15 protein-coding genes are annotated in these 23,261 nt (G+C 57.0%); all 15 read right to left on the bottom strand.

The annotated features are described in order from the left end of the window. Position 1 precedes the first annotated feature (1 nt). The 15 genes from SADFL11_RS06710 to SADFL11_RS06640 all read right to left on the bottom strand — a co-directional run bounded on the left by SADFL11_RS06710 (position 2) and on the right by SADFL11_RS06640 (position 23,200). Positions 2-1,489 (bottom strand): sigma-54-dependent transcriptional regulator, encoded by a 1,488-nt coding sequence (locus SADFL11_RS06710; protein ID WP_008193864.1) that lies wholly within the window; start codon positions 1,487-1,489, stop codon positions 2-4. Positions 1,490-1,518: 29 nt separating this feature from the next. Continuing rightward, positions 1,519-5,019 carry a PAS domain S-box protein gene (locus SADFL11_RS06705; RefSeq protein WP_040451972.1) on the bottom strand — a complete coding sequence of 1,167 codons (3,501 nt, stop codon included), beginning with the start codon at positions 5,017-5,019 and terminating at the stop codon, positions 1,519-1,521. Positions 5,020-5,153: 134 nt separating this feature from the next. Then, positions 5,154-7,058: a hypothetical protein gene (locus tag SADFL11_RS06700; protein WP_008195409.1), complete on the bottom strand. Its 1,905-nt coding sequence runs from the start codon at positions 7,056-7,058 to the stop codon at positions 5,154-5,156. Between the two features lie 13 nt (positions 7,059-7,071). Then, on the bottom strand, positions 7,072-8,580 hold the full coding sequence (locus SADFL11_RS06695) for an MBOAT family O-acyltransferase (RefSeq protein ID WP_008195013.1): 1,509 nt from the start codon (positions 8,578-8,580) through the stop codon (positions 7,072-7,074). A 3-nt stretch (positions 8,581-8,583) separates the two neighbouring features. Beyond that, positions 8,584-9,810, bottom strand: a complete 1,227-nt coding sequence (locus SADFL11_RS06690) for an SEL1-like repeat protein (RefSeq protein WP_008191517.1) — start codon at positions 9,808-9,810, stop codon at positions 8,584-8,586. After that, entirely contained in the window at positions 9,807-10,022 is a 216-nt protein-coding gene (locus SADFL11_RS06685) for a hypothetical protein (RefSeq protein ID WP_040451974.1), read from the bottom strand. Before SADFL11_RS06685 ends, SADFL11_RS06690 begins: the two co-directional genes overlap by 4 nt. After that, on the bottom strand, positions 10,015-11,307 hold the full coding sequence (locus SADFL11_RS06680; RefSeq protein ID WP_040451976.1) for a hypothetical protein: 1,293 nt from the start codon (positions 11,305-11,307) through the stop codon (positions 10,015-10,017). Before SADFL11_RS06680 ends, SADFL11_RS06685 begins: the two co-directional genes overlap by 8 nt. Before the next feature lie 151 nt (positions 11,308-11,458). After that, positions 11,459-13,051, bottom strand: a complete 1,593-nt coding sequence (locus tag SADFL11_RS06675; RefSeq protein ID WP_008191446.1) for a glycosyltransferase — start codon at positions 13,049-13,051, stop codon at positions 11,459-11,461. Next, positions 13,048-14,625: a PilZ domain-containing protein gene (locus SADFL11_RS06670; protein WP_228198248.1), complete on the bottom strand. Its 1,578-nt coding sequence runs from the start codon at positions 14,623-14,625 to the stop codon at positions 13,048-13,050. Before SADFL11_RS06670 ends, SADFL11_RS06675 begins: the two co-directional genes overlap by 4 nt. 287 nt (positions 14,626-14,912) lie before the next feature. Further along, entirely contained in the window at positions 14,913-17,138 is a 2,226-nt protein-coding gene (locus SADFL11_RS06665) for a DUF4114 domain-containing protein (protein ID WP_134852930.1), read from the bottom strand. A gap of 262 nt (positions 17,139-17,400) precedes the next feature. Beyond that, positions 17,401-18,696, bottom strand: coding sequence for an NAD(P)/FAD-dependent oxidoreductase (locus tag SADFL11_RS06660; RefSeq protein WP_008191770.1), 1,296 nt, complete (start codon positions 18,694-18,696; stop codon positions 17,401-17,403). 12 nt (positions 18,697-18,708) lie between these two features. Further along, a complete protein-coding gene (locus SADFL11_RS06655) occupies positions 18,709-20,331 on the bottom strand; it encodes a GMC family oxidoreductase (protein ID WP_008190026.1) in 1,623 nt (540 codons plus the stop codon). Positions 20,332-20,343: 12 nt separating this feature from the next. Beyond that, a complete protein-coding gene (locus SADFL11_RS06650) occupies positions 20,344-21,201 on the bottom strand; it encodes an ABC transporter permease (protein WP_008194399.1) in 858 nt (285 codons plus the stop codon). A gap of 11 nt (positions 21,202-21,212) precedes the next feature. After that, positions 21,213-22,079, bottom strand: a complete 867-nt coding sequence (locus SADFL11_RS06645) for an ABC transporter permease (RefSeq protein WP_008195750.1) — start codon at positions 22,077-22,079, stop codon at positions 21,213-21,215. Then, entirely contained in the window at positions 22,079-23,200 is a 1,122-nt protein-coding gene (locus SADFL11_RS06640; protein WP_008194474.1) for an ABC transporter ATP-binding protein, read from the bottom strand. The genes SADFL11_RS06645 and SADFL11_RS06640 overlap by 1 nt, the downstream gene beginning before the upstream one ends. Positions 23,201-23,261 lie beyond the last annotated feature (61 nt).

Here is a 23,261-nt window from a genome sequence, read left to right as displayed (position 1 = left end):
GTCAGGAATTTACAGCCATATCGTCCTCGTCCGGTTCCGAGCCGGCAACACCGGTGTCGTCCCCATCTTGGGCTGCCCAGATTTCCTTCTTGCGGTAAAGGGTTGAGGGACTGACCTGGAGAACACGTGCGGTTTTCGGCAGACTTCCGCCGCACGCGTCAATGGTCGCCTCGATGATGCTGCGTTCTAGCGTTTCGAAGGGTTGACCAAGGGACAGTGTAATCTGCGGCCAAACATCGCCCGTGTCGCTGACGACCGTTGAAGCCGGGCTTGCTGCCTGAGGCACGCTGAGTGGAACCGTTTGTGCGGGTTTGGGCGCAGAGGGCTGGCGCCCCTGTAGGGTCGCCAGCATGTCCACCTCGACGATCGGGCCTTCATTCAGAACAACCAGGTTGCGAATTGTGTTTTGCATTTCCCTGACATTGCCCGGCCAGGGATGACGCATCAAAAGCTCTTCGGCTTCCACTGAAAAACCTTCAAATGTCTTGCCTTCTTCGCTGCCGAACTTGGTTAGAAAATGCCGGGCAAGTTCCAAGATATCGGCACCGCGAGCGCGTAAGGGGGGCAGTCCGATGGGCAGGACGTGAAGGCGGTAATAGAGGTCTTCGCGGAAGCGGCCAGCTTCGACCTCTTCCTGCGGATCCCGGTTGGTAGCGCAGACGATGCGTACGTCGACTTTGGTTAGCTTGTCGCTGCCGACTTTCTGGACTGTGCCGCTTTGCAGAAAACGCAGCAGTTTGGCCTGCAGGCTCAGTTCCAGTTCACAAATCTCGTCGAGGAAAAGGGTGCCGCCATCGGCCCGTGCAGCCGCACCATCCCGATCCCCCGTCGCCCCCGTAAAGGCGCCTTTTACATGGCCGAAAATCTCAGATTCAATCAGGTCTTTCGGAATGGCTGCACAGTTGAGCGGAACAAACGGCTTTTTGGCGCGCGGGCTGGATTTATGGATGGCTTCTGCGCAGACCTCCTTGCCGGTGCCGCTTTCCCCCGTGATGAAAACAGACGCATTCGACCGGGCGACGCTTTCGATCATTTTGTAGACAGCGGTCATGGGCAGGGACGAGCCGACAAAGCCGTGATTGGCCTTTCCGCCGGACGGTTTTCTAACCTCTGCAACGACCTCCGTAAGGGTTTCACGCTCCAGCGCGTTGCGGGTCGTTGTGATCAGGCGCTCTTCGGCAACAGGTTTGACGATGAAGTCGTAGGCGCCGGCCTGCATGGCGTCGACCGCGGTCTTGATAGATCCGGAACTGGTTACAACCACGACAGTAACCGGCAACTGTTCCTCCCGAACGGTCGCCAGGACTTCAAGGCCATTCATGTCGGGCAATTGCAGATCGAGAAGAACGACGCTGATGCCACCCTTGCGGATCTTGGAAAGGGCCGCCTGACCGGTCTCCACATGGGTCGTCTCTATCCCGGCACGGGAAAGATGGTGCTCATAAACGGTGGCAAGAGACAGCGTGTCTTCGACAATCAGAACTTTCAAATCAATTCCCTCAAAGTCTTGCGGAGCTTTTATGGATCAGAGGTCAGGTTGATCCCCATCTCGCCCGCCAAAGCTTTCACATCTGCTAACGTATCGTCACTTATTGATTGGAGTTCGTCCACCCGTGTAAGGGCTGCGGCTGTTTTTTCTTCGCGGACCAGAGTGTTGATTTCCGCTGCAATCGTGGTCAATCGCGTCGCGCCAAAGGTTCCCGCAACACTCTTCAAGGCATGCGTTGCGCGTTCCAGCTGTGTGAAATCATGCGTTTGAGCCGCAAGGCGTGCCGATTCGCTTTTCTCTCGGGTGTCGGCCTTAAACTGGTTCAGAAGCTTTTCCTGTAACTCCGGTGGCATATCCGCGAGGAGGGTGCGGGCTTCGCCGAGTTCCTGAGACGTAGCCTGCGGTGCGGCATGATCCAGCTTGGGAGCATGATGACGGACATTGCGGGCAATGCACGCCAGAAGATCCTGTTTCTCTACAGGCTTTGACAGGAAATCGGACATGCCGGCTGCCAGGAACCGTTCTCTATCACCGCGCAAGGCATAAGCGGTGAGGGCAATGATCGGCGTCTTTGCGTTCCGCTGCCCGTTCTGAATGTGTTGCGCAGCTTCCAAGCCATCCATTTCAGGCATCGAAATATCCATCAAGATGCAGTCATAATCGCGGTTCTGGGCCGCGATGACCGCTTCCTTGCCGTTGTTGGCAATATCGATGTCACAGCCGGCACGTTCCAGCGCGTGAGAGACCACGATCTGATTGGTCGCGTTGTCTTCAGCGACCAAGACAGTTAAGCCGTCTGGAATGTGCTCTTCCAGCATCGCGACTTCAGGTTCGGGCAATTCGATAGCATCGTCAGCGCGCTCAAGAGGAACGCAGAAATGGAAGGTGCTGCCCGCGCCAGGCAGGCTCTCGACGTGGATCTCCCCGTCCATCAAGCTGGAGAGCCGTTTGCTGATGGCCAGCCCAAGCCCCGTGCCACCTTGTTTTTTGGTGTAGCTCGTGTCGATGGTGACGAAATCTCCAAACAGTGTCTGGTGCTTATCTTTTGCGATGCCAATGCCCGTATCCTTGACGGTGAAACGGAACACCGGCTGAACCGGATCGTCCTCGTCGAGGGAAACGCTGATATCGATTGATCCGATTTCGGTGAACTTAACCGCATTGGACACGAGGTTCAGCAACACTTGCCGCAACCGGCCCGCATCGCCGCTTACGACTTGCGGCACGTCAGCCGGATAGTTCAGGTCAATTGTCAGCCCCTTTTCCTGGGCAATCGGCATGAACAAGTCGGCAATGCTCTTGACGACGGTCTTAAGCCGGAACGGAGCTTTTTCGAGCTCGGTCCGTCCTGCTTCAAGTTTGGAGAAGTCCAAAATATCGTTGATGAGTTCCAGCAAGGAGCGGCCCGATTCGCGGGCTGTTTTCACGTATGCTTTTTGGACGGGGTCAAGATCGGTATCCCGGAGCAAGCTCAAGATACCCAACACCCCGTTCATTGGGGTGCGGATTTCGTGGCTCATCATGGCGAGGAATTGGGCCTTGGCCTCGTTCGCGGCTTCCGCCTTTTCCTTGGCTACCCGAAGGGCTTCTTCAGCGGCTTTGCGTTCCGTGATGTCTCGGACATAGCCCAGGAAGAGTGGTCCCTTCTCACCGCGCGTGTGGCGGATTGCGAGTTCCACGATGATCTCGTGCCCTTCGCGGTGCAGGCCCTCGATCTCGATCCGCTTTCCGAGAACCGGTCCTTCCCCGGTTTTCAGGAATTTCTCCAGACCGGCATCGTGCATGGCGCGGTATTTTTCGGGAATGATGTAGTCGGACATCTTCCGCCCAACGAGTTCAACCGCCGACCAGCCAAATACTTCTTCTGCGGCCGGACTGAAGTCGAGAACTGTTCCGCTTCCATCCATGACGATGATGCCATCGAAGGAGGCGGAGACCACATTGCGCAACAGCCCTTGACTGCTGACCAGTTCTTGTTCGCGTTTCTTAAGTTCCGTGATGTCGACACGGAAACCGACCATACCGCCTTCGCTGGTGCGTGATTCAATGACCCGGAGCCAACGGCCGTCATCCAGATGCTGTTCCATTGGAGCGCCGGGATTTCGGTGGTTCTCCATCCGGAGTTCGACCCAGTCCTCCAACGCGTCCCCGGTAACCTGGTATTGGCCACGTTGGGCGCCTTCCCGGATGATTTCTTCGAACGTTCGGCCGGGCCGGATCAGATCAGCGCTGCTGCTGTAGAACTCCTTGTACTTGCTGTTGCACAGAACCAGCCGGTCTTCGGCGTCATAGAGAACAAAGCCGTCCGGTAGGGATTCAATGGCATCTACGAGGCGGGTTTCTACTTGTTGCAATTTCGCAGCCGCTGCTTTTTGCTCGGTGAGGTCGCGCAAGATTGCGGTGTAGGTGTCCTGACCCTCGACGATGGTTTTGGAAAGAGACAATTCAACAGGATAGAGGCTTCCGTCAAAGCGGCGTCCTGTGACTTCAAACCGGTTCTTGTCTGTTTCAAGAGGCGCCGACTTTCCCGAGCAGCACGCGAATGGCAGGACATGCGCATCTTCGTCTGGAAAGATGTCGCAAATCCGTTTGCCGGACAGATCTTCAAATGATTGAACACCGAACATTTGCAACGCCGCCGGATTGGCACTCAAGAGATCGCCGGACGGAGACAACGTCACAACTCCATCCAGCATCGTTTCAAGAACAGCGTTGACTTGCGCTTCGCCGGTTTCAGCGCGGATGATGGCCGCTTCAAGGGCGGCGTTTTTTTCCCGCTCCGCATCGGCAAGATCATGCACACGTGTCAGAGCTTTTTGGCGCTGAGACGAAAGCACAAAAGTCAGCGTAGCTGCCGCCAGAAAAGCGATGCCGAGCATCACGATCAGGCTGTTGATTGATGTTAGGCTGCCGCCGTAAAGCGCGCTCGCCGGGAGTACGACTTCCTGAATACCGCGAAGGTCGCCAATTTCCCAGTCAGTCTTGGGAGACTCTGGATGCGTGTTGTGGCAGGCGACACAGCTGCCTTCCATACGAACGGCAGTGGCGCTGCGAAAAACGTTACCATCCTCGCGCTGTTCAAGCCGTTGAAACGGCTGTTCCGGGTTCTCGGCCAAGGCAGCCAGAGCTTCACGCTCGAAATCATCGATTTCCCGGCCATCGCGCCATGGCCAGGGATGATTGGACAACATCCTGATCCGGCTTTTGGCGCCAAGAAGCGCCAGTTCATTTTCCAGCGCCAACGTCATGGAGACGGGAGCTGGAATTGTCAGCTCGTTCCCATGATAATCATGACTGACGGTGACATCTTGGGAGGAGTAAAGCTTGTCGACCACTTCGCGCGAATAAAAAGAGCGGGTCGCAGTCAGCAGTTCGTTCTGCGCTTGGGCGGCTGCGGAAAGATCCGCTGTTCTCGCCTTTTGGCCGAAGTCGACTGCGATGACGTAAGCCGAAATTGCAGATGCACATATGAACACAAGGACGAGCCAGAAAGTGGCGTCCTGCGCAACATCAGATATCCACTTCCGCATGGATTTGTCCCTGGCTGGTGCGTTTTGCGAATTCAAAACACTTCGGCTGCTTCCTGAAGGTAGTTTGGCCATAGGATGTAAAATTTCGCTTTATGGAAAGAACGGAAGATTCAGGTCTTGGTTGCAGTCGGGCCTCACCCCGGCTGCAATTTGTAGAACGGATTATCCTGCATGAAGGCCTGCCAGCTTTTGTAGGTATAGGTGCGGTGCGGCTTGCAGCTGTCTTTGCAACTGTGAACTTTGAGCGTGAGCTGGAATTCCGCATCAGGATCAAAGAGGTTTGCATAGGCAAAGACCGTGTCGGCCGACTGAACGCCGGGGACGGGGCCCGCAAATCGTTTCTTGAACGCTTCGGACGGTACGGAGGACCAACCGCCTGCAGGGAACCATCGGGGCCCGACCGGTCCTGCTCCATCAAGATCGCGTGGGGTTTCGGCGCCGAAAGTGAGCAGGAAGTCTTCCCGGCTTTTGAGCGCGGCAAGATGGTTACCGGTCATCAGATCAGGGAATTCGGCTGCACTCAGCAGTGAGATCCCGGCGTGTCCTGTATCTTCGTAACGTTCCCCGGCGCGTTTGGACGGTGAGCCATCACGGTCTTCTAAGGCAGATGTTGGCCAGTAGCGGAACAGGGCGCCATTTTCATCTGCACTCCATTCGTCATAAAAGCCTTCCAGAATGGATGCACTCCGGGTTTTCAGGGCAGGATCGGGCAGGTCTTTCAGTAAACCGGCCATGGAGACTTGCCAGTTCCAGGGAGCAATGCTGCCCTTGAACCTGAAATCGATGTCCTTGTTTATTCGGTAGAGCCCGGCGGTAGCATCGAAATCCGGCTCGTATGTATCCGCGAGGCATGCGTGAGTTTCGGTAATCCTGTCTGCCAGAACCTCCGTGCATCCTTCGCCAAGGATTTCGCATGCTTTTGCAAGGCTGTTGGCAATCATCGCCTGATTGATCATCAGGGTCATTCGATCGTTCGTGTCTGTCGCGTAGATCGTAGAACTCCAGCCGCAGGCAGGATTTTGGTCTGTCGTACGCCCGTTGACGCCGTCCTGGGCGGCGAGAGTGAGACGGATCGACTTGCGGGCAAGCGCCGCAAAAACAGGATCGCCGGTTTTTTCGTAAAGAGCGGCGAGGGCGCGCAGCCGGTAGCTCTGGTTCCAGCTCTGCAGGCCTTCCGCATCCGACGAGCAGGCACGCACCTCGCCGGTCTGCGCGGCAAGCAGGCCGGTCGCTGCATAGTAGAAATTCATACCGGCAGGAGAACCCGAGACCGTCAGAACGGCTTCGCCGTCTGGCCGGTCGGGGCGTGGAAGCGTAATGAAGTTCGTGGTTTCATCCGCCATGACCGGGGCTTCAATGGATCCGTTCGTCAGGTCTACCCGATAGATCCCAGCGGATTCGGTGTCTCTACACGCCATACGGGCCCAGAGGATATCGCCTCGGATCACGACACGGTCAGGCGTGCAACTGGCAAAGTCGAGCAGGACCTCCGGCTCTCTTGATATACGGCCGTCCGCGCCGCGTTTGTGGCGAACGAGCTGCGCCGGTTTGCCTTGCCGGGTGACCAGCAAAAGCGCCTGGTCTTCAGTAAAGCGTAACAGTTTCGCGAGTGTGCCGCGCTTGAACGATAGCCGAACCACGCCGTCCTGAAGCAGCTCTGTATGCTTGTCGCCGGTCTTCCAGGTGCGCATGTGGACCAATGATCCATCGCGGGCGAGGCGAATGGTGCCGAGGCGCGCGCCATCCTGATCAGGGCCGCCGAGCTCCCGGATCATGCCATCCACCGAGACGGTCGGTTTGTCATCGCCAGGGTTCTTCGCGACAACCAGAAGGTTGGACCCGGCCATAGATACGGTTTCAAGGCACTGTTCGGTCACGCCCTTGCGGGTGACTTCTCCGCTGGTCAGGTCGACTTCGAGACCTTGAGCAGGGAGAACCAGAAGGGAGTTTTGAGCCGCACCTTCCGGTGCGGCCCAAGGTGTTGGTGTTCCGGCACAAAGGGCCGTTGAGAAGGCAAGTGTCAGAAAGAGCGAGCGCATCAGCTGTCTCCGGTCAGAAGTTGAAGTAGATGAACTCGGTCATTTCTGCGAGCCGGTAGGTCTGGATCAGCGCAAGTCCGAACAGGACCGAGACACCAAGGGCCCAGCCTGTGGTTGGCTGCCAGCGCACCGGCAGGAACCCTTCCGAGCGGCGCTGTGCAACCAGCTTCTTCAATCCGAGCACCGGGTTGTACTTCTCGGTGAACTCGATGGCGTTCGGCAGAAGGAAGACAATGGCTGCAAGAGCAATCATCATGGCCCAGACCTGCATGGTGCCGGTCAGGGCGCCTTCCCAGAGCTTCGGCTCATAGACGGTGGAGAAGCCGGTCATGCCGTGGATGATGTTGCTTGCGCCGGTGAAGCTTTCGGCGCGGAAGAACACCCAGGCAACGACGACGGCAAGGAGCGTTATGCCGCGGCTCAGGAGGTTACCAACCGGACGGGGCAGGACATTGGGCACATAGCCATTCTTGGACAGGGCATCCCAACCGTGGTTGATCGCCAGATAGGCACCGTGCAAACCGCCCCAGAAGACGAAGGTCCAGCTTGCCCCATGCCACAGACCGCCAAGAAGCATGGTGATCATGAGGTTGGAGTAGCGGCGGATCGGACCACTGCGGTTGCCCCCCAGAGGGATGTAGAGATAGTCCCTGAGGAAGTGCGACAGGGTGATGTGCCAGCGGCGCCAGAAGTCGGAGATGCTGGTTGCCTTGTAGGGCGAGTTAAAGTTGACGGGCAGGCGGATGCCGAACAGGCGGGCCAGGCCGAGTGCCATGTCGCAGTAGCCGGAAAAGTCGAAGTAGAGCTGGAAAGTGTAAGCAAGTGCTCCGATCCAGGCAGCTTCCAGCGGAACACCATTTGTGGTCTCGGCAAGGGAGAAGACCTGGTTGGCATACGGTGCGATGCCGTCCGCCAGCACGATCTTCTTGAAGAGGCCGATGGCAAACAGGGTGCTGCCAACCGCAAGGTTCAGGACGAGCTTGTTGCGGAACACCGGCAGCTTGAACTGCGGAATGGTTTCCTTCTGCATCACGATCGGACCGGCGATCAGCTGCGGGAAGAACACCACGAACAGCATGTAGCGGCCGAAGTCGCACTTGATGATATCGCCCTTGTAGGTGTCGATCAGGAACGAGATCTGCTGGAAGGTGAAGAACGAGATCGCCAGAGGCAGGACCAGGTTCAGCATCGGGATATCCGCGCCGGCAATCAGATTCGCGTTGCCGATAAAGAAGTCGGCATATTTGAACACGGCAATCAGAGCGAGATTGAAGACGATGCCCGCGATCAGGATGAACTTGTCCCGGACCTGCCGGAGCACCCGGTGAAAACCGTAGTTGATCACGACAGAACCCAAAAGAAGGGGCAGATAGACCGGGGTCCACCAAGCGTAGAACACCAGCGAGGCAATGGTGAGCCACCAGATAATGCCGTTTTCCCAGCCCCAGTGACGGAGCACGAGGTAACCGATAAAGACCGGCGGCAGGAACAGGTAGATGAATTCCAGGGAACTGAAAACCATGACTCAGCCCTCCTTGTTGCTGGTGTCTTGCGGAGTGCTCCGCAGAAGAATGGTGAGATTTGCTTCGTCGGTTTTCTGAAGCTCTTCGAGCAGAGTAGCGCTGCCCTGGTGGCCACGGTCGGCACCTTTCCGGGCAAGTTCGAACGCCTTGGTCCGGTCCTGCTCGACAAGCTTGCCTTTTGCATAAAGGCGGCCAAGCTCTTCCATGGCACCCGGGTGGCCGGCAGCCACTCCGCGCTCCAGGAGCTCGACAGCTGCATCGGCATCGAGGCCATGTTTTTCCTTCAGATGCAGGCGGGCAAGGCCGGTGAGGGCACCGCCGTGTTCTGCTTTAGCGGCAAGGCGGAGCCACTTCAGAGCTTCCTGTACGGAGCCCTTATCGTCGGAGGTCGCCAGCATCATCAGCGCCAGATCGTGCATGGCACCGGCATCACCGAGGTCCGCAGAGCGCAGGAACCAGTCGCGGGCAAGGGCCCGGTCCGCTGTCATGAACTCGCCGTCCCGGTAGAGCCGGCCCAGCGTTTTGGCTGAGCTTGCAGAACCGTCGCGGGCTTTCTTTTCAAGACCGGCAATGGCGCGCTCAGCCCAAAACAAAGCCTGTTCCGGGTTGGGTGTAGAGCCGTAACGGCCGTTCAAAAGGATCCGGGCGTAGTTGATGGTTGACGATGGATATCCGGCAATCGCAGCTTTCTCGTAATGATGAAAGGCGAGGGTCAGATCCCGCTCTGTGCCGATGCCGCGCTCATAGTGTTTTGCGAGTTGAACGTGTGCTTTCGGGTAATCCCAGCCGAGGGCCTTGTGGAACCACTGCAGGGCGATTTCCGCACACCGTTCGCCGGACGAGCGCTGGAACAGCCGTCCCAGCTCATAAGCCGTCTCGCCGCGATAAGCGAAGGAGTAGCGCACGGCTTCCATGAAGATCAGGCGTGCCTGGTCGAGGTCCGCGTCAACGCCCCAGCCGTTCTTGTAGGCCCGGCCCAGGTGGTAAAGAGCAACCGGATGACCATCGCTGGCAAGCTGTGTCAGGAGATCGGCGGCAGCTTCCCAGCGGCCGACTTTCTGAAGGCCGCGGGCCTGTTTGATCATTTCCTCGATCGTGGGATCGATCCGCTCGGCCTTTGCTGCCGGGCGAACCGCATCGCCGGAGAGGGCGACAGCGCCGGCCCCACCGATGATCGCAGCGACAAAGGCTGCTTTTAGAATGTTTCGGTTCAATGGCTTGCGGGTCATTTCAGCAACTCCATTTCAAAGCTCGGCTGATCCCCTTCGGTCGACGTTCGCCGGTACATGGGCTCAGCATGATCAAACAGCCAATCAATGCGGTTTGGTTCCACAGCAGTGGTTTCAGGCATCGCGGTGAAGCTTGAGGCGGCAATGGCGCCAATCACAAAACCGGTTACGCAAATCAGGGCTTCTTCCAGGGTCTTGTTCGCCTTAGCCATTGGTTTGCCTCCAGATTCTGCAGGATGCGCCCTCGATCAGTTGAAGGGTGCCTTCGTTATGGGTTTGGGTGATGTCGTCCGCACGCACCGGGCAAGCGAGATCGGCCCGGCGATCCATCGCCGTTTTGACGTGTTCCTTGTCGCTATCGATGACTTGCAGCAGTTCGCCGACAATTTTGCGGGCCGGGTTGGAGCCGAAGTGATAGGCGTCGGTGAAATTCTTCAGATCCCGGGTGAAACCCGTGTCGAAATCCATGTCCACGACGGGCGCAAGTTTTGAAAGCCGATCACGGAATTTGTGGTTTGCGGCAGCAAGTCCGAAGTCATTGATGCGTTGCTGCATCTCGGAGATCGTCGGCGGAATGAAGAAGATGAGTTCGACATCGTTTTCGTCGCACCAGGCGGCAATCTCTTCGACCATCGCCCACAGATCTTCTGATTGCTTGAACCGCCGCCAGTCAGCTGCGCCATTGGTGCCAACCTGTTTGGCGAAGAGAGAGGGCAGGTCGCGGTCAAGCGCGATATCCGGCCAGTAGCGCGCCCAGTGGCCCAGACCAAGCCCGCGGCCGTGATAAACAGCCGGCAGGATCAGAGTGCCGTTCGGGGTCTGCAGGGTGCACTCGTCGCATAGGGCAGGGTCTAGCAGCGCGTCGACGGAGAGCGTTTCAAGACTGCTGAGTTCAGCGGCCTTCGCTTCCGAAATGGGGGACAGCGCAAACTTCTCGACCGCTTCGAAGACCTGCGGGTAACGGTCCTGCAAAAGCGCCCAACCGATCTTGGCAACAAACCAGTTCGTGTAATAGCCGAATGGATCATTTGCGAGTGAGATCGCTTCCGGTACGCGGTTCATGCCGCCCTTGAACCGGGCATCCATGGACCGAAGCGGAAGGCTGACGATCAACGTTTCCAGTTCTGCGTTTTCCTTCAGATACTGGAAGGTGTCGAAAATCTCAAAAACGGTCGCGCCGCCATAGGCGAAATTGTAGACATCGTCGCGTCCGAGTTCCTGCCAGTACTTGTCCTGAAGTGCACGGGCGCGGCTGTCTCCAAGAACAACCGTCGGCGCCTTGATGCGCGGATACTCGATCATCTTGTAAAGCGGGTAGTGCGCCTTGACGCTGATTTCCGTTTTGTCGAGACCGAGATCGACGATCTGGTTGTGGTTGTAAGCGTCAACGACACCGTTGAATGCAACCGGAGCCAGAGCGAGGCACGCGGTCAGGGTCAATGCAGCAGTGTAGAGTTTCGGTTTCAGCTTCATAGCTGTGGCCCTCGTTTGATCCATTTGGCTGGATCCTTTCAAGAGCTGGGCCAATTCGGTTATTGAATTATAAAATCAACAAAAACACATACTTGTGAGGAATTTGCATTTTTGGAAACAGGTACGACTTACCAATTGTGTAAGAGCGGTTTTGCAAATTGAAAAAGCCGGCCAATCAGGCCGGCAGTCCGAGAACGTGGGCGATCATGAGACCACTCGGCGGTTCGATCAGGCCGGCCATCAGGCAGACACCGACAAACAGCATCGTCACGTAAAGAAGGGTGAGATAACTCGCCATGAGGTTCTGCAGGGTGGCGAGCAGTCCGTCGCCTTCACCTGCGCGCTGGTCGCCGCGGTTGGACCAGCGTTGTTTTGACAGGCGGAAGATGCAATAGACTTTCACCGATGCGTTGATCAGCTGGTTGAAGTATAGAATGAACGGATAGCTGAGGTCCACTTTGCGGGCGTAGCGATAGAGAAACAGCGACAGCAGCATCCGGGTTATGCAGATGAAGACCACATATCCGAAGATGTAGTAGGGGTCATAGAGAAACGTGGTGCAGACCGCGAGCACTGGGCTCACCAGCATGGTCCACATGGAAACGCGCTGGTCCAGGAGGCACCACCAGATAAAGAACGGCATCCGGCCCGGCCCCAATGCCAGGGCGCGAGAGCCATTGCGCAGCATATTGCCAGACCAGCGGCGGAAGTTCTGTACCATCCGGTCCATGCCGGAGCCTTCAATGACTTCAACCGTGTAGCCCATGGCATCGGGCACATAGAGCATGCGGCAGCCGGATTGGAGCATGTAATACCAGGTGCTCTTGTCGTCGCCCGACAGGAAACGGAACTTCCCCCACAGCCAATGCTCGAGATGATCTGCCTCCAGAAGGCGAATGAACTTGAGCTTTGTCAGATGGTTCGCCCGAAAAACGGACATCCGTCCCGTCAGGGTCAGAACCCGGCCGGAGAGGGAGTGGGATTGCATGGCCAGCCGGCGCTGCGCAAAGCGCATGGTTAGCCAGTTGGCAATCCAGCGTGGGCCAATGCAAAGCACTTCCTCATCTGTCGTGCAGGCCTGCAGATCTGGGTAGAGCTTGAAAAGTGGCAGGCATGCACCGACAGCGTTTTTGGCCAGAATGAAGTCGCCGTCCATGAAGATGATCAGGTCGTCGTCTTCCACGTCACCCCGGCTCATGGCGCGCAGTACAAGGCCAATTGCCAAACGCTTGCCTGGCTGGTTCTGCCGGACGACATGAAGGGTCACATCAAGGTCGGACCATTCCCGGGCAAGAAGATTGGAAATGAGATCCTCGTCAAACCGGTCGCCGGAGCCGAGCCAGATCGTACCCGGAACACCGGCGTCCCGGATTTCGCGGCAGATCGATCGGATCACCTTTTCCGTGATATCCCGGTGTTCCTTGTAGGTGGTCATCATGAAGTGGAGGTGGCGGGGGCGCCAGCCGTCATCCCACACTTTCTTCCCGGCATCCCGCATGGACGGGTAGACAAACTTGCCGTAAATCCACGCCCGTACGGCGTGAGTGAACCACCAGCCATAACGCCAGATGCCGAGGATCCCGATGACAAAGGTGATCTGTTTCGTCGCCGGGCTGAAGAAGACGTTCTCAAAGGTGGTCAACCCAACAAAGCAGAGGCCGAAATAAAGGCTGATCTGGAACAGGGCAAACGGTGTCCACTTTGCCAAGCCCTTCGGTTGATGGGTGATCTCGTCGACATTGAAGTCCTGTTGCAGGGACCGGCTCATGTCGCGTCTCCGATGTAGCCTGAGATCAGCCGCAAGACCTTGTTTGCGCGGTACCGCTCAAAGTAGACGGTGACCGGTGTTCCGGATTGGGGAAGGGCGCCGTCTTTTGCGATCAAGTCAATTTTCGCAGAGCGCGCATCCGGTGCGCGGAACCGGTGCATTTGTGTGGTCTCATCAATGAACCCGTCTGTGCGGCTGATCATGTCCACTGTTGCTTCGATCCAGCGGTCTTCTGCCGGCACATAAATGCGGGCCGGGCTGTCTTTGCGGACCTGAGTGATTTCTTCCTGGGTCAGGAACGCTGTGATAACCCGGTGGTCGCTTTCCTCCAGAACCACAAGCGGGGCACCGGCTTTAAGCGTTTGACCATCGGCTGCAATTACATCCACAACAGCGGCATTGGAGCCCAGCGTCACCGGCATCATGTCCGGTTGAGCGCGCAGCTCTTCCAACAGTTTCTTGCGGTAGTCGACTTCCTGCTGCCAGCGCGCCACTTCGGCAATGCGTTCGGACTTCAATCCGCTGAACTTGTCGCCGTTCAAGATGCCAAAATTTCCGCCTTCAGCGCCCAATTTTTCCAACTCGGCAACGTGAATGATGTGTTTTTCAAGTGCGCTCTTGGCTGTGGCCAGCTCAAGCTGTGCCGTGGCGAGCACATCCCGCTTCAGATAGCCCTGTTCAAAAAGGGTTTCATATCTGTCTAGACGGTCACGTGCGGTCTCGACTGCAAGGTCCAGTGTGACCGTTTCTGCGCGCGCCTGGCGCAGATCATTCGCCGCAACGAGGCTGTAGCCATTTTCGCGGTCGGCTTCGACTTGCAGGTAAAGCTTGTGCTCGGAGAGCTCCACCTGCGCCTGCATAAGCGCGGTTTCAGCTTTCCGGATTTCGGAAATCAGAGCGTCGTTCTCGATGAAGGCAATAGGAACTCCAGAAGCTGCAATATCACCGGTGCGCAGGTTCAGACCTGTAAGCCGTCCGGTTGCCGGGGCCGTGACCTCATAGCGTTCAGCACTGACGACTGCGGTCGAGATTTCCAGGCGGAAGAGCGTTGCGAAAATGTAAATCCCGACATACCCGAAGACGCCAATGCCAAGGACGAAATAGAAGAGCGTCATGACGATCTGCTTGATCGGCCAGCGGCGGACAGGGATCTCCTGTGCAGGGTTTGGGTCCGGTTTGGTCGGCACCGGCGTGACCGGCGTATCGATGCGAACAATCGTGTCGGTAACGTCTGTCATCTTGCCGCGGACGAGATCCTCGACAAAGTGTTGCATCAAAGCCGTTTCCCGCTCACCAAGGTCCACGAAGCGGAAAGCGACCTCTTTGGTGTCTTCACTCGAACGGACGACTTCAGCGCTGGCCTTCAAGGTGATGTTGAAGCCCTGGAACGGCAGGGTGCACAAGAGAGTGTGCTCCGATCCGACCTCAGGAAGCGGCGCAGAAAGGCCGGAGATCCGGCAACCGCCGAGCCCCCAATCCGCAGCGTCAAAAGTCTGATCACCAAGGGTGACGCGCATCGGCGCTGTTACCCTGTAGTGCAGCCTTTGGCTGGGCCTTTCATGAATGATGTCCACTTTTGCAACCTTTGATCTCAACAACACCCATCTGTTCGCAAGGAAGATGCCAAACTGTTGGGGGGACGATCAGAGGCGATGTTTATTTTGGAGATATGAATTAACTAATTGAAAAATATACGTAAAAATTGAAGTTCACTTTGGGAGGAAAGCCGAGATTTGCAAAATGGGAACCTTGGAAACTTGAGCGCGGTCCTTTGGCGCTTCCGAATTTGCAAAAACCGTACTGGACCAAAAACAATAAGGGCCGCGTTTTTCTCAAAACGCGACCCGGTCTTTTAAGTTGCTTAGAGGATGAAGCAGTCGTTGTCGTGCAGGGCCGACACTGTCTGATTACCGACACCGATCAGCTTGCAGACCTCCTGATAGGCATCGTTGCCCTGACGGTCGATCAGGAGGGTCAAGTCTTCACCAGCCACATCGACGTCCAGGCGCGCAAGCGCGGCTGAATAGTCGATGGTCGTCGTGCCTGGCTCGCTTGAACCGCCGCTGCCTTCACCATCCTCGCTATTCACGGCTTCGGTGACATAGGAGATCAAAGAGTGGAGCATCTGGCTCAGGTCGATCTTGTCAGTGCCGATCAGGAAATCCGTGATCGTGTCGGTGCCACCTGACAGGTCATAGGACCGGTAGACAAACGTATCGCTGCCTTCGCCGCCTGTGAGTGTGTCAGCGCCCTGGAGGGAGCGGATGGTGTCGTCACCGGCACCGGCTTCGATCACGTTGGCGTCTCTCGAGCCCTTCAGGATATCATCTCCGCCACCAGAGACGATGTTGTCGATGAACTTGATTGTATCGGTGCCGATCTCAAGACCATGAGCCTTCTTGTTGTGAAGGGATATGGATAGATCCACATCAAAGGCGGAGTAATCAACGGTGTCGTTGCCCCGGCCGCCATGCATCATGTCGTTGCCGGCATCGCCATAGAACGTATCGTCCCCATGACCGCCATACAGTTCGTCGTTATGGCTGCCACCACTCAGTTCGTCGTTGCCGGAGCCGCCTTTCAGTACATCCGCGCCAGCACCTCCGGTCATGATGTCATCACCTGAGCCACCAATGAGACTGTCATCTCCATGGCCACCATCCATGGTGTCGTTGTCTGCACCACCTTTCAGATCATCATTGCCGTAACCGCCGATCATCGTGTCAGCGCCGGAGCCGCCAACCAGAACGTCGTCATCATTGCCGCCGTCGAGCGTGTCGTCGCCAGCACCGCCTTTGAGTTCGTCATTGCCGTAGCCGCCGCTGAGGTTGTCGACGCCCGAACCGCCAATGAGGCTGTCATCGCCGTTACCACCGTCGAGCATGTCATCACCGGTACCGCCGATCATCTCATCGTTGCCGGCTTCCCCATACAGGGCATCGTTGCCATTGTTGCCGTTCAGTTTGTCGTTGTGGTTGCCTCCATTCAAAATGTCGTTGCCGGAGTTGCCATAAAGATCATCCTCTCCCGAGTTGCCCCTGAGGTTATCGTCCCCGGACCCGCCGTGCAGATCGTCATGGCCATTGTTGCCGGACAGATCGTCGTTGCCGGACCGGCCGTGCAACTCGTCGGAACCGTCGCCGCCGACAAGGATGTCGTTGTCAGACCGTTCGATTTCGACAACCTGGCTGCCGACACCTTCATGACTTGGGTCCGGATCGGTGCCGCTGTCGTCCTGCTGATAATGCGCATTGAGGACCAGCGCGTTTTGCACCCCGATATCCACGGTGAAGACGCTGTCGTCAAAGTCCCGGTCGCCGCCGTTGTAAAGATCTTCAAACCCGAGCGTGATTGTTCCGGCATCGGCTTTCAGGACGCCAGTGGTGTGCAGAATGCCATCCGGGTTCAGATCAACGGTCTCGCCAAAAGCCGCTGTGTGATACGGGTTGGTGCGGATCATCGTTTCAGTGCCGTCCGCCGCGATATGATACAGCCGTGGTCCGTCACTATGGATGGTGGCTTGATTGCCATCCGCATCCTTGAACATCAGTTGGGGGGCGTTTTCGCCTTCCTGCCGAACGTCCAGATCCAGGCCCTGATAGCCACCGTTCAGGCTGTAGCCATTAGAGATGATAAAGAAACCGAGCGTGTCACCGGCCTGGACATCCAGGTATTCCCGGCTTTCGCCTTGAATCAAATTGCCGCCGCTTCCTTGCAACGAGGCGTTCGGCCACAAAATCTCGACGTCTGTGATCAGTCCATCTTCTTGGATCTTGTAGTCGCCGAAAGTGTTTCGATAGCCGGCTGTTTCACCTTCGAACACGACAGACACCGGATGATCATCCACGATCTCAATGCCGGTGACCTCGACTAGGTCTGGTCCACCGGAGCCGTAGAGGATGTCGTTGCCGTTGTTGCCGTAGAGGATATCGTCCCCGGTGCCACCCCAGACTTCGTCATTTCCGTTGTTGCCGGACATCACGTCATCCCCAAAGCGACCGGACATGACGTCCGAATGCCGGGTGCCGACAAGTGTATCGTCTTCATCCGTCCCGATCATGGGACGCGTTGCGGGCAAACTTGCCATTTTCTGTCTCCTTATTTCTTACGAAGGACGCAATCGAAGGAGGCAGTTGCAGGGAATGGGCCACTAACCTTACAGAATGTTCATGTAAGAAGGTATTTAATTCAATTAGTTAGGGATGGTGTCGATTTGGATGCGAGCGGCGTTACAGTTTTGCATGATCCCGTTTTCGATTTTGAAAAAGCCATGCCGGAAAATGCAAAACAAGAATTCTGCGCCAATCAGCAATTCAGCTTATGAATAACAGCGGGGATTTTTGATCATATTAAAGACCCAGCCGGTCACGGATCCGGTAGACCATGACCGAGGGTGCCAGAAACCACGGATTGCCGGTGTAGAACGGGCGTGTCGGGTTGGGGATCATCTCAAAGGCCGAAGGCGTAGTCTCCCGCCCGGCTGCCTTGCGGCCGATGCGCATGCCCAAATAGCTCGCCATGCCGACACCCGATCCGCAGTAGCCGTTCGCGTAGAACAGTCCCTTGTCTTCGCCGCAATGGGCGAGCGTGTCGAACGTGTAGCCGACAAACCCCATCCAGCCGTGGCTGACCTTGAACGGTCGCAGTTCCGGAAAGAGGGCGCACATTTCCTGGTGCAGTTTGACCGCGCTGTTGCGGGGATCCGTCTCGCTCAATGAGACGCGGCCGCCAAACAGAACGCGCTTCCGGTCCGGCGAAAGCCGGTAATAATAGACCAGCTTTCGTGTATCAGAGAGGATCCTGTCCGTTGGAAACAGACGGTCCACGAGGTCTGTTGGCAGCTCTTCGGTCGCAATGACATAGGACCCGATCGGGATGACCCGGCGCTGATGCCATGGCGACAGGGGGCCGGAATAGCCGTTGGTAGCCAGTATGACCTTCCCGGCGCGGATCTCGCCGCGGTCGGTCAGTATCTTGAAACCAGATCCGGTCCGATCCAAAGACAAAGCCCGGCAATTGCCAATGACATGAGCGCCAGTTTCCAGGACCCGCTTCAGCAGTGCTGGATGATATTTTGAGACATCAGCACTGCAATGATGCGGGAAGACGATGCCGCCGTGATAGGCCTCCGTACGGAGCTCAGAGGCCATGTCTTCCTTTGAAACCATGAAGGCGTCTGGCTTCCAGACCGGATGCCCCGTTTCAGCTTCCTTTGCGAGCTTGTCGTAAAGATGCGGCTTGTGGGCCCCGTGAAACCGGCCGACCTCCTTCAACCCCATATCCAGACCGTCCGCTGAAAGCTGGTGCATATAATCGAGAGACGCTTGGCCTTCTTGGCATAGCGCGGTTGCCAGCTCATCTCCGTAGCGCCCCGACAACGCGCTAAATGAAGGCTTCAGGCTGGTTGAGAGCTGGCCGCCGTTCCTGAGGCTGCATCCCCATCCGGGGTGTTCGGCATCTATCACCAGTGTGCCCAGCCCATCGGAGGCGGTCTGTAGTGCGGCATTCAAGCCGGTGTAGCCAGCCCCGATAATCAGGACTTCGATTTCATCAGGGAGTTCCTGCTTTGGCAGAGAAACCTTGGGAGCAATGTCTTGCCAATAGGGCGTTGTCTTGTAGTCCGCCGCAAACACATCGCTTCCCATGGTGATTGTTCCTTATGCTGACCTAGCGTCTTCCAGGATGAGATCCGCGCCCTTTTCGCCCACCATGATGGCCGGAGCATTGGTATTGCCCGATGTCACGGTCGGAAAAATCGAGGCATCGACAACGCGCAAGCCCTCGACACCGTAAACCCTCAAACGCGGATCTACGACATTGTCCGACCTGTTGGGACCCATCCGGCATGTGCTAACCGGATGAAAGACTGTCGAGCAGCGGTTGCGGACATCGTCCAGCATCTGTTCGTCTGTCTGAACGTCCGGGCCGGGTATTATTTCCGTTTCGATGACTTTCTGAAGTGCCGGGCTCGCCGCGATCTTCCGCAGCAGCCGGCATCCCTCGATCATCTCCTTGCAATCATGATTTGTGCTCAAGGAGTTCGGATGGATGGCCAATCCCTCGTAAGGATCTGACGATTTCAGCTCAACATGCCCGCGGCTGGTTGGCCGGGTCGGCTGCATTCCGAACAGGAAACCAGCGAAAGGATCCGGGTTCATCAGAGGCCGCTGTCCCTTCGGTGCCTTGGTGTAGCTGACTGGTGAGAAGTAGAGCTGCATGTTCGGCCGGTCGCACTCCGGATTGCTCTTCACAAATCCACCGCCCTGATTGAGGCTGATGGAGAGCGGACCGCCGCGGGTCAGAACATACCGGATGCCCTGGGCCAGCTTGCCCCACCACGGGTAGAGCTGTTGGTTCAGGGTCGGAACCTTTGACTTGTAGAGATAATCAAGGCCGAGGTGATCCTGCATGTTTTTGCCGACGGCAACACTCTGGACCTTGGGCTCTACACCCTTGTTTTGAAGCTCTGCGCCGTCTCCGATGCCGGAGAGCATCAGGATCTGCGGTGAGTTGATGGCTCCCGCGCTCAAGATCACCTCACGGCGCGCAGTGACCGTCTGCTCGCGGCCATCCTTGTCATAGATGACGCCAGTTGCCCGGTTGCCGTCCAGAAGGACACGCTTGGTGTGCGCTTTCGTCAGGATGGTGACATTCGGCCGCTTTTTCGCACGGGACAGATACGCCCGGGCCGTCGACATGCGAAAACCGCCTTTGGTTGTGATCTGGTAGTGACCGACGCCTTCCTGGTCCGCGCCATTGAAGTCCGGATTGAATTTGAAACCGGCCTGTTCGCTGGCCCGGAAAAAATTCCGACACAGAGGGTGTGCGTGTTTGTCCACGCTGGAAACATGCAGCGGGCCGTCACCGCCGCGGAAATCATCTGCGCCGGCTTCGTTGGTTTCGGAGCGCTTGAAGTAGGGCAGGACATCGTCCCACCCCCAGCCCGGATTGCCCATGGCTTTCCAGTCGTCAAAGTCCGCGTGCTGGCCGCGGATATAGACCATGGCGTTGATCGAGCTGGACCCGCCGAGCACCTTGCCGCGTGGCCAATAACCTTCGCGGTTGTTCAGGCCTGGGTCCGGCTGGGTGTCGTACATCCAGTTGATGTGTTTGTTGTAAAACGCCTTGCCGTAGCCGACCGGCACCCAGATCCAGAAGTTCAGATCCGAGCCGCCGGCCTCCAGCACGCAAACCGAATACTTGCCGCTTTCAGACAAGCGGTCTGCAACGGCGGCACCGGCAGAACCGGCGCCGACGATGACAAAGTCAAACTCAGCCATGATGTCTCCGCCTTAAGCGTTCTTGTCGCGCTGAATCAGGACGGTCAGCAGAGCCAGCAATCCGGAACCAACCATAAGAAAGAAAGACACGGCGTTTAGAACCGGAGTCGAGCCGACCTTGGCCATGCGGTCATACATGGTGATGGTCAGTGGCGCTTCCGAGCCGACCAGAAACAAGGTCGTGTTGAAGTTCTCAAACGACACCAGGAAGGCAACGATGCCCGCAGCAATCATCGCCGGCCGCAGGAAGGGCAGGGTGATTGTGCGGAGCACCCGGGCCCGGCTGGCGCCGAGATTGAACGCGGCCTCTTCCATGGTTTCGTCGAACTTCTTCAACCGGGCGGTGATCACCAGAGAGGTGATGGTGGCAATGAAGGAGAACTGGCCCAAGACTACCAGAAGCATGCCCGGCCGCAGGAACTCCAGTTCCAGATCAAATCGGTTCTCAACGTAGTTCGCCGTGTCGCTGGCAAGCACCAGGATGGAGATGCCAAGGATAACGCCCGGGATCACCAGCGGTACGACCATGAGAATGTAAAAGAAGTTCTTGGCCGGAAAGTCTCCGCGAACAAAGAGAAACGCATTGGTCGTGCCAACGAACACCGACAGCGCGGCCACAAAGATCGCAATCACGAACGAATAGTAGAGACCTTGAAGAAGCCTCCGGTCGTGGAACATTCCGAGCTTCGGCTCCGTGTCGGAGAAGAACCAGTCCAAAGTGAAGCCCTGCCACGGCAACGCCGGGAACAAGCTGTCATTGAAGGCAAAGGCGCCAGCGGAAATTAAGGGTGCGGCCAGAAAGATAAAGAAGGCCACGACGTAGAGCCGGTACCCAAGGAGGAACGGCGTTGTCTTTTTGGTTGCAAGCATGATCGTCCTCCTCAGCTCTTGGCAACAGTGTTGGCCAGCGTCTGTCCACTCAGCTTCAGACCAAGCCAGATGACGAAGGAGGTGAACAGCAAAAGCAACAGGCCGAAGGCCGCGCCGCCTTCCCAGTTGAACCGGGTGATGAACTGGTTGTAGATCTGTTCCGTGAACCAGCTGGAATTCTTGCCGCCAAGCAGGATTGGCGTGAGGTAAGAGCCTGCTGTAAGCATGAATGTCACGATGCATCCGGCAACGATGCCCGGCATTGCGTAAGGCACAATGATCTTGCGAAGCACGGTGAAGCCGTTGCCGCCGAGATTGTAACCGGCCTCGATCATGGAATTGTCCATCCCGTCGAGCGTGGAAACGAGCGGTACAATCATGAACAAGATGACCGTGTAGACGAGACCGATAATCACCGCGACGTCGTTGTAAAGGAACTCCACCGGGGTTCCGATGATGCCGGTCCAGAGGAGAAAGCTGGAAATAACACCTGTTTCGCGCAGGAGGAGGATCCATCCAAAGGAGCGGATCAGGTCGCTCACCCAAAGGGGGATCAGGCAGAGCAGGAACAGGCCGCCCCGGGCCCGCGGCCCAGCAATCTTTGCAATGTAGTAAGCGATCGGGAAGCCGATCAACAGCGCCAACGCGGTCACCAGAAGGGACATGGACCCGGTACGCAAAAGCGTGTTCCAGTAGATCGGTTCGTTGATGAACTCAAGGTAGTTCGCGAAGCTGTACTCGTAGACACGCGGCGCAACTTTTTCCTTGAGTGACAGGATCACCATGCCGATATGCGGCAGAATGATCAAAAGAATGATCCAGAGTGCAAAGGGCGCAAACAAGAGGATCAAAGAGAGGCGTTTGATGTCCTTTTGCATCAGGCACGCTCCTCGTGCGCAAAGCACATGGCCTGCTTTGAGGACCAGATCAGGCGAACCTCTTCACCAGGCTTGATATCATTATGGCCGGTCAGCGTAACGTCAGATTCAATCAGCTCGCCATTGCCGGAGCGTACAAGAACCCGGCTGTTGGCGCCATTGAAGAGAAGGCTGTCGACGACGCCGTCCATTTGGTTGTCGCCATCAATTCCACCCGTGCCGCTTTCTGATGCCCGGACCGTGTGGATGAATTCCGGCCGCACGAAGATGTCGACCTTGGACCCTTCCGCGACTGTGTAATGACCAGCTGCCGAGAAGCTCATCGGCAGGCCTTGAGAGGTTTCGACTTTGCCACCTGTGCCGTCGCTCGATTTGACGGTGCCGGACCAGCGGTTGCTGTCGCCGACAAAGCCGGCCACAAAGGCGGTCTTCGGCTGGTGATAAAGCTCTTGCGGGGTGCCGATCTGTTCGAACTCGCCCTGGTTCATGATGGCGACGTTGTCGGACATGACCAAGGCTTCGGACTGGTCGTGTGTAATGTAGATAAACGTGGTGTTGAACTGGTGTTGCAGCAGCTTCAACTCGATTTTCATGGCTTCTCGCAGCTTCAGATCGAGCGCGCCAAGCGGTTCATCGAGGAGCAAAACGTCCGGGTCGAGCACCATGCAGCGGGCAATCGCGATACGCTGCTTCTGGCCGCCGGACAGCTGGTGGATTTCGCGTTCTCCTACATCCGGCAGCGCAATCCGCTCCAGGACGTCTTGAACCCTTTTCTTGATGTCTGCGTTGTTCATGCCGGTGCAGCGCAAACCGTAAGCGATGTTTTCATAAACGTTCATCATCGGGAACAGGGCCAGATGCTGGAACACCATCTTGACGTTCCGCTTGTTCGGCGGTGTCCCCAGGACAGACTTGCCCTTGATCTTGATGTCGCCTGAATTTGGCTCATCAAAACCGGCTATCATGCGCATCAAGGTGGTCTTGCCGCAGCCGGATGGCCCCAAAATGGAGAAGAACGAGCCGCTCGGGATGTCGAAGGAGACGCCTTTGACAGCCTGGAAAGACCCAAAATTCTTGGTCACGCCGGCGCATTCAAGGTCGTAATGGGGAGTATTTGTCATTGTTTTGGACGCTTCTGGAGAAGTGAAGAAAGGTGGGGGGACACCGTATGGCGGCATCCCC

The organism is Roseibium alexandrii DFL-11 (assembly GCF_000158095.2).
Classification (GTDB): Bacteria; Pseudomonadota; Alphaproteobacteria; order Rhizobiales; family Stappiaceae; genus Roseibium; species Roseibium alexandrii.
The sequence above is the reverse complement of the archived record's forward strand: the minus strand, read 5'-3'. Positions and strand labels throughout refer to the sequence as shown.

Coding starts and splice junctions, on each gene's coding strand:
- SADFL11_RS06640 (WP_008194474.1), bottom strand. CDS start 23,200: ATGACAAATACTCCCCATTACGACCTTGAATGCGCCGGCGTGACCAAG.
- SADFL11_RS06650 (WP_008194399.1), bottom strand. CDS start 21,201: ATGCTTGCAACCAAAAAGACAACGCCGTTCCTCCTTGGGTACCGGCTC.
- SADFL11_RS06680 (WP_040451976.1), bottom strand. CDS start 11,307: ATGGATCAAACGAGGGCCACAGCTATGAAGCTGAAACCGAAACTCTAC.
- SADFL11_RS06685 (WP_040451974.1), bottom strand. CDS start 10,022: ATGGCTAAGGCGAACAAGACCCTGGAAGAAGCCCTGATTTGCGTAACC.
- SADFL11_RS06660 (WP_008191770.1), bottom strand. CDS start 18,696: ATGGGAAGCGATGTGTTTGCGGCGGACTACAAGACAACGCCCTATTGG.
- SADFL11_RS06675 (WP_008191446.1), bottom strand. CDS start 13,051: ATGAGCCGGTCCCTGCAACAGGACTTCAATGTCGACGAGATCACCCAT.
- SADFL11_RS06690 (WP_008191517.1), bottom strand. CDS start 9,810: ATGACCCGCAAGCCATTGAACCGAAACATTCTAAAAGCAGCCTTTGTC.
- SADFL11_RS06665 (WP_134852930.1), bottom strand. CDS start 17,138: ATGGCAAGTTTGCCCGCAACGCGTCCCATGATCGGGACGGATGAAGAC.
- SADFL11_RS06705 (WP_040451972.1), bottom strand. CDS start 5,019: ATGCGGAAGTGGATATCTGATGTTGCGCAGGACGCCACTTTCTGGCTC.
- SADFL11_RS06645 (WP_008195750.1), bottom strand. CDS start 22,079: ATGCAAAAGGACATCAAACGCCTCTCTTTGATCCTCTTGTTTGCGCCC.
- SADFL11_RS06695 (WP_008195013.1), bottom strand. CDS start 8,580: ATGGTTTTCAGTTCCCTGGAATTCATCTACCTGTTCCTGCCGCCGGTC.
- SADFL11_RS06655 (WP_008190026.1), bottom strand. CDS start 20,331: ATGGCTGAGTTTGACTTTGTCATCGTCGGCGCCGGTTCTGCCGGTGCC.
- SADFL11_RS06700 (WP_008195409.1), bottom strand. CDS start 7,058: ATGCGCTCGCTCTTTCTGACACTTGCCTTCTCAACGGCCCTTTGTGCC.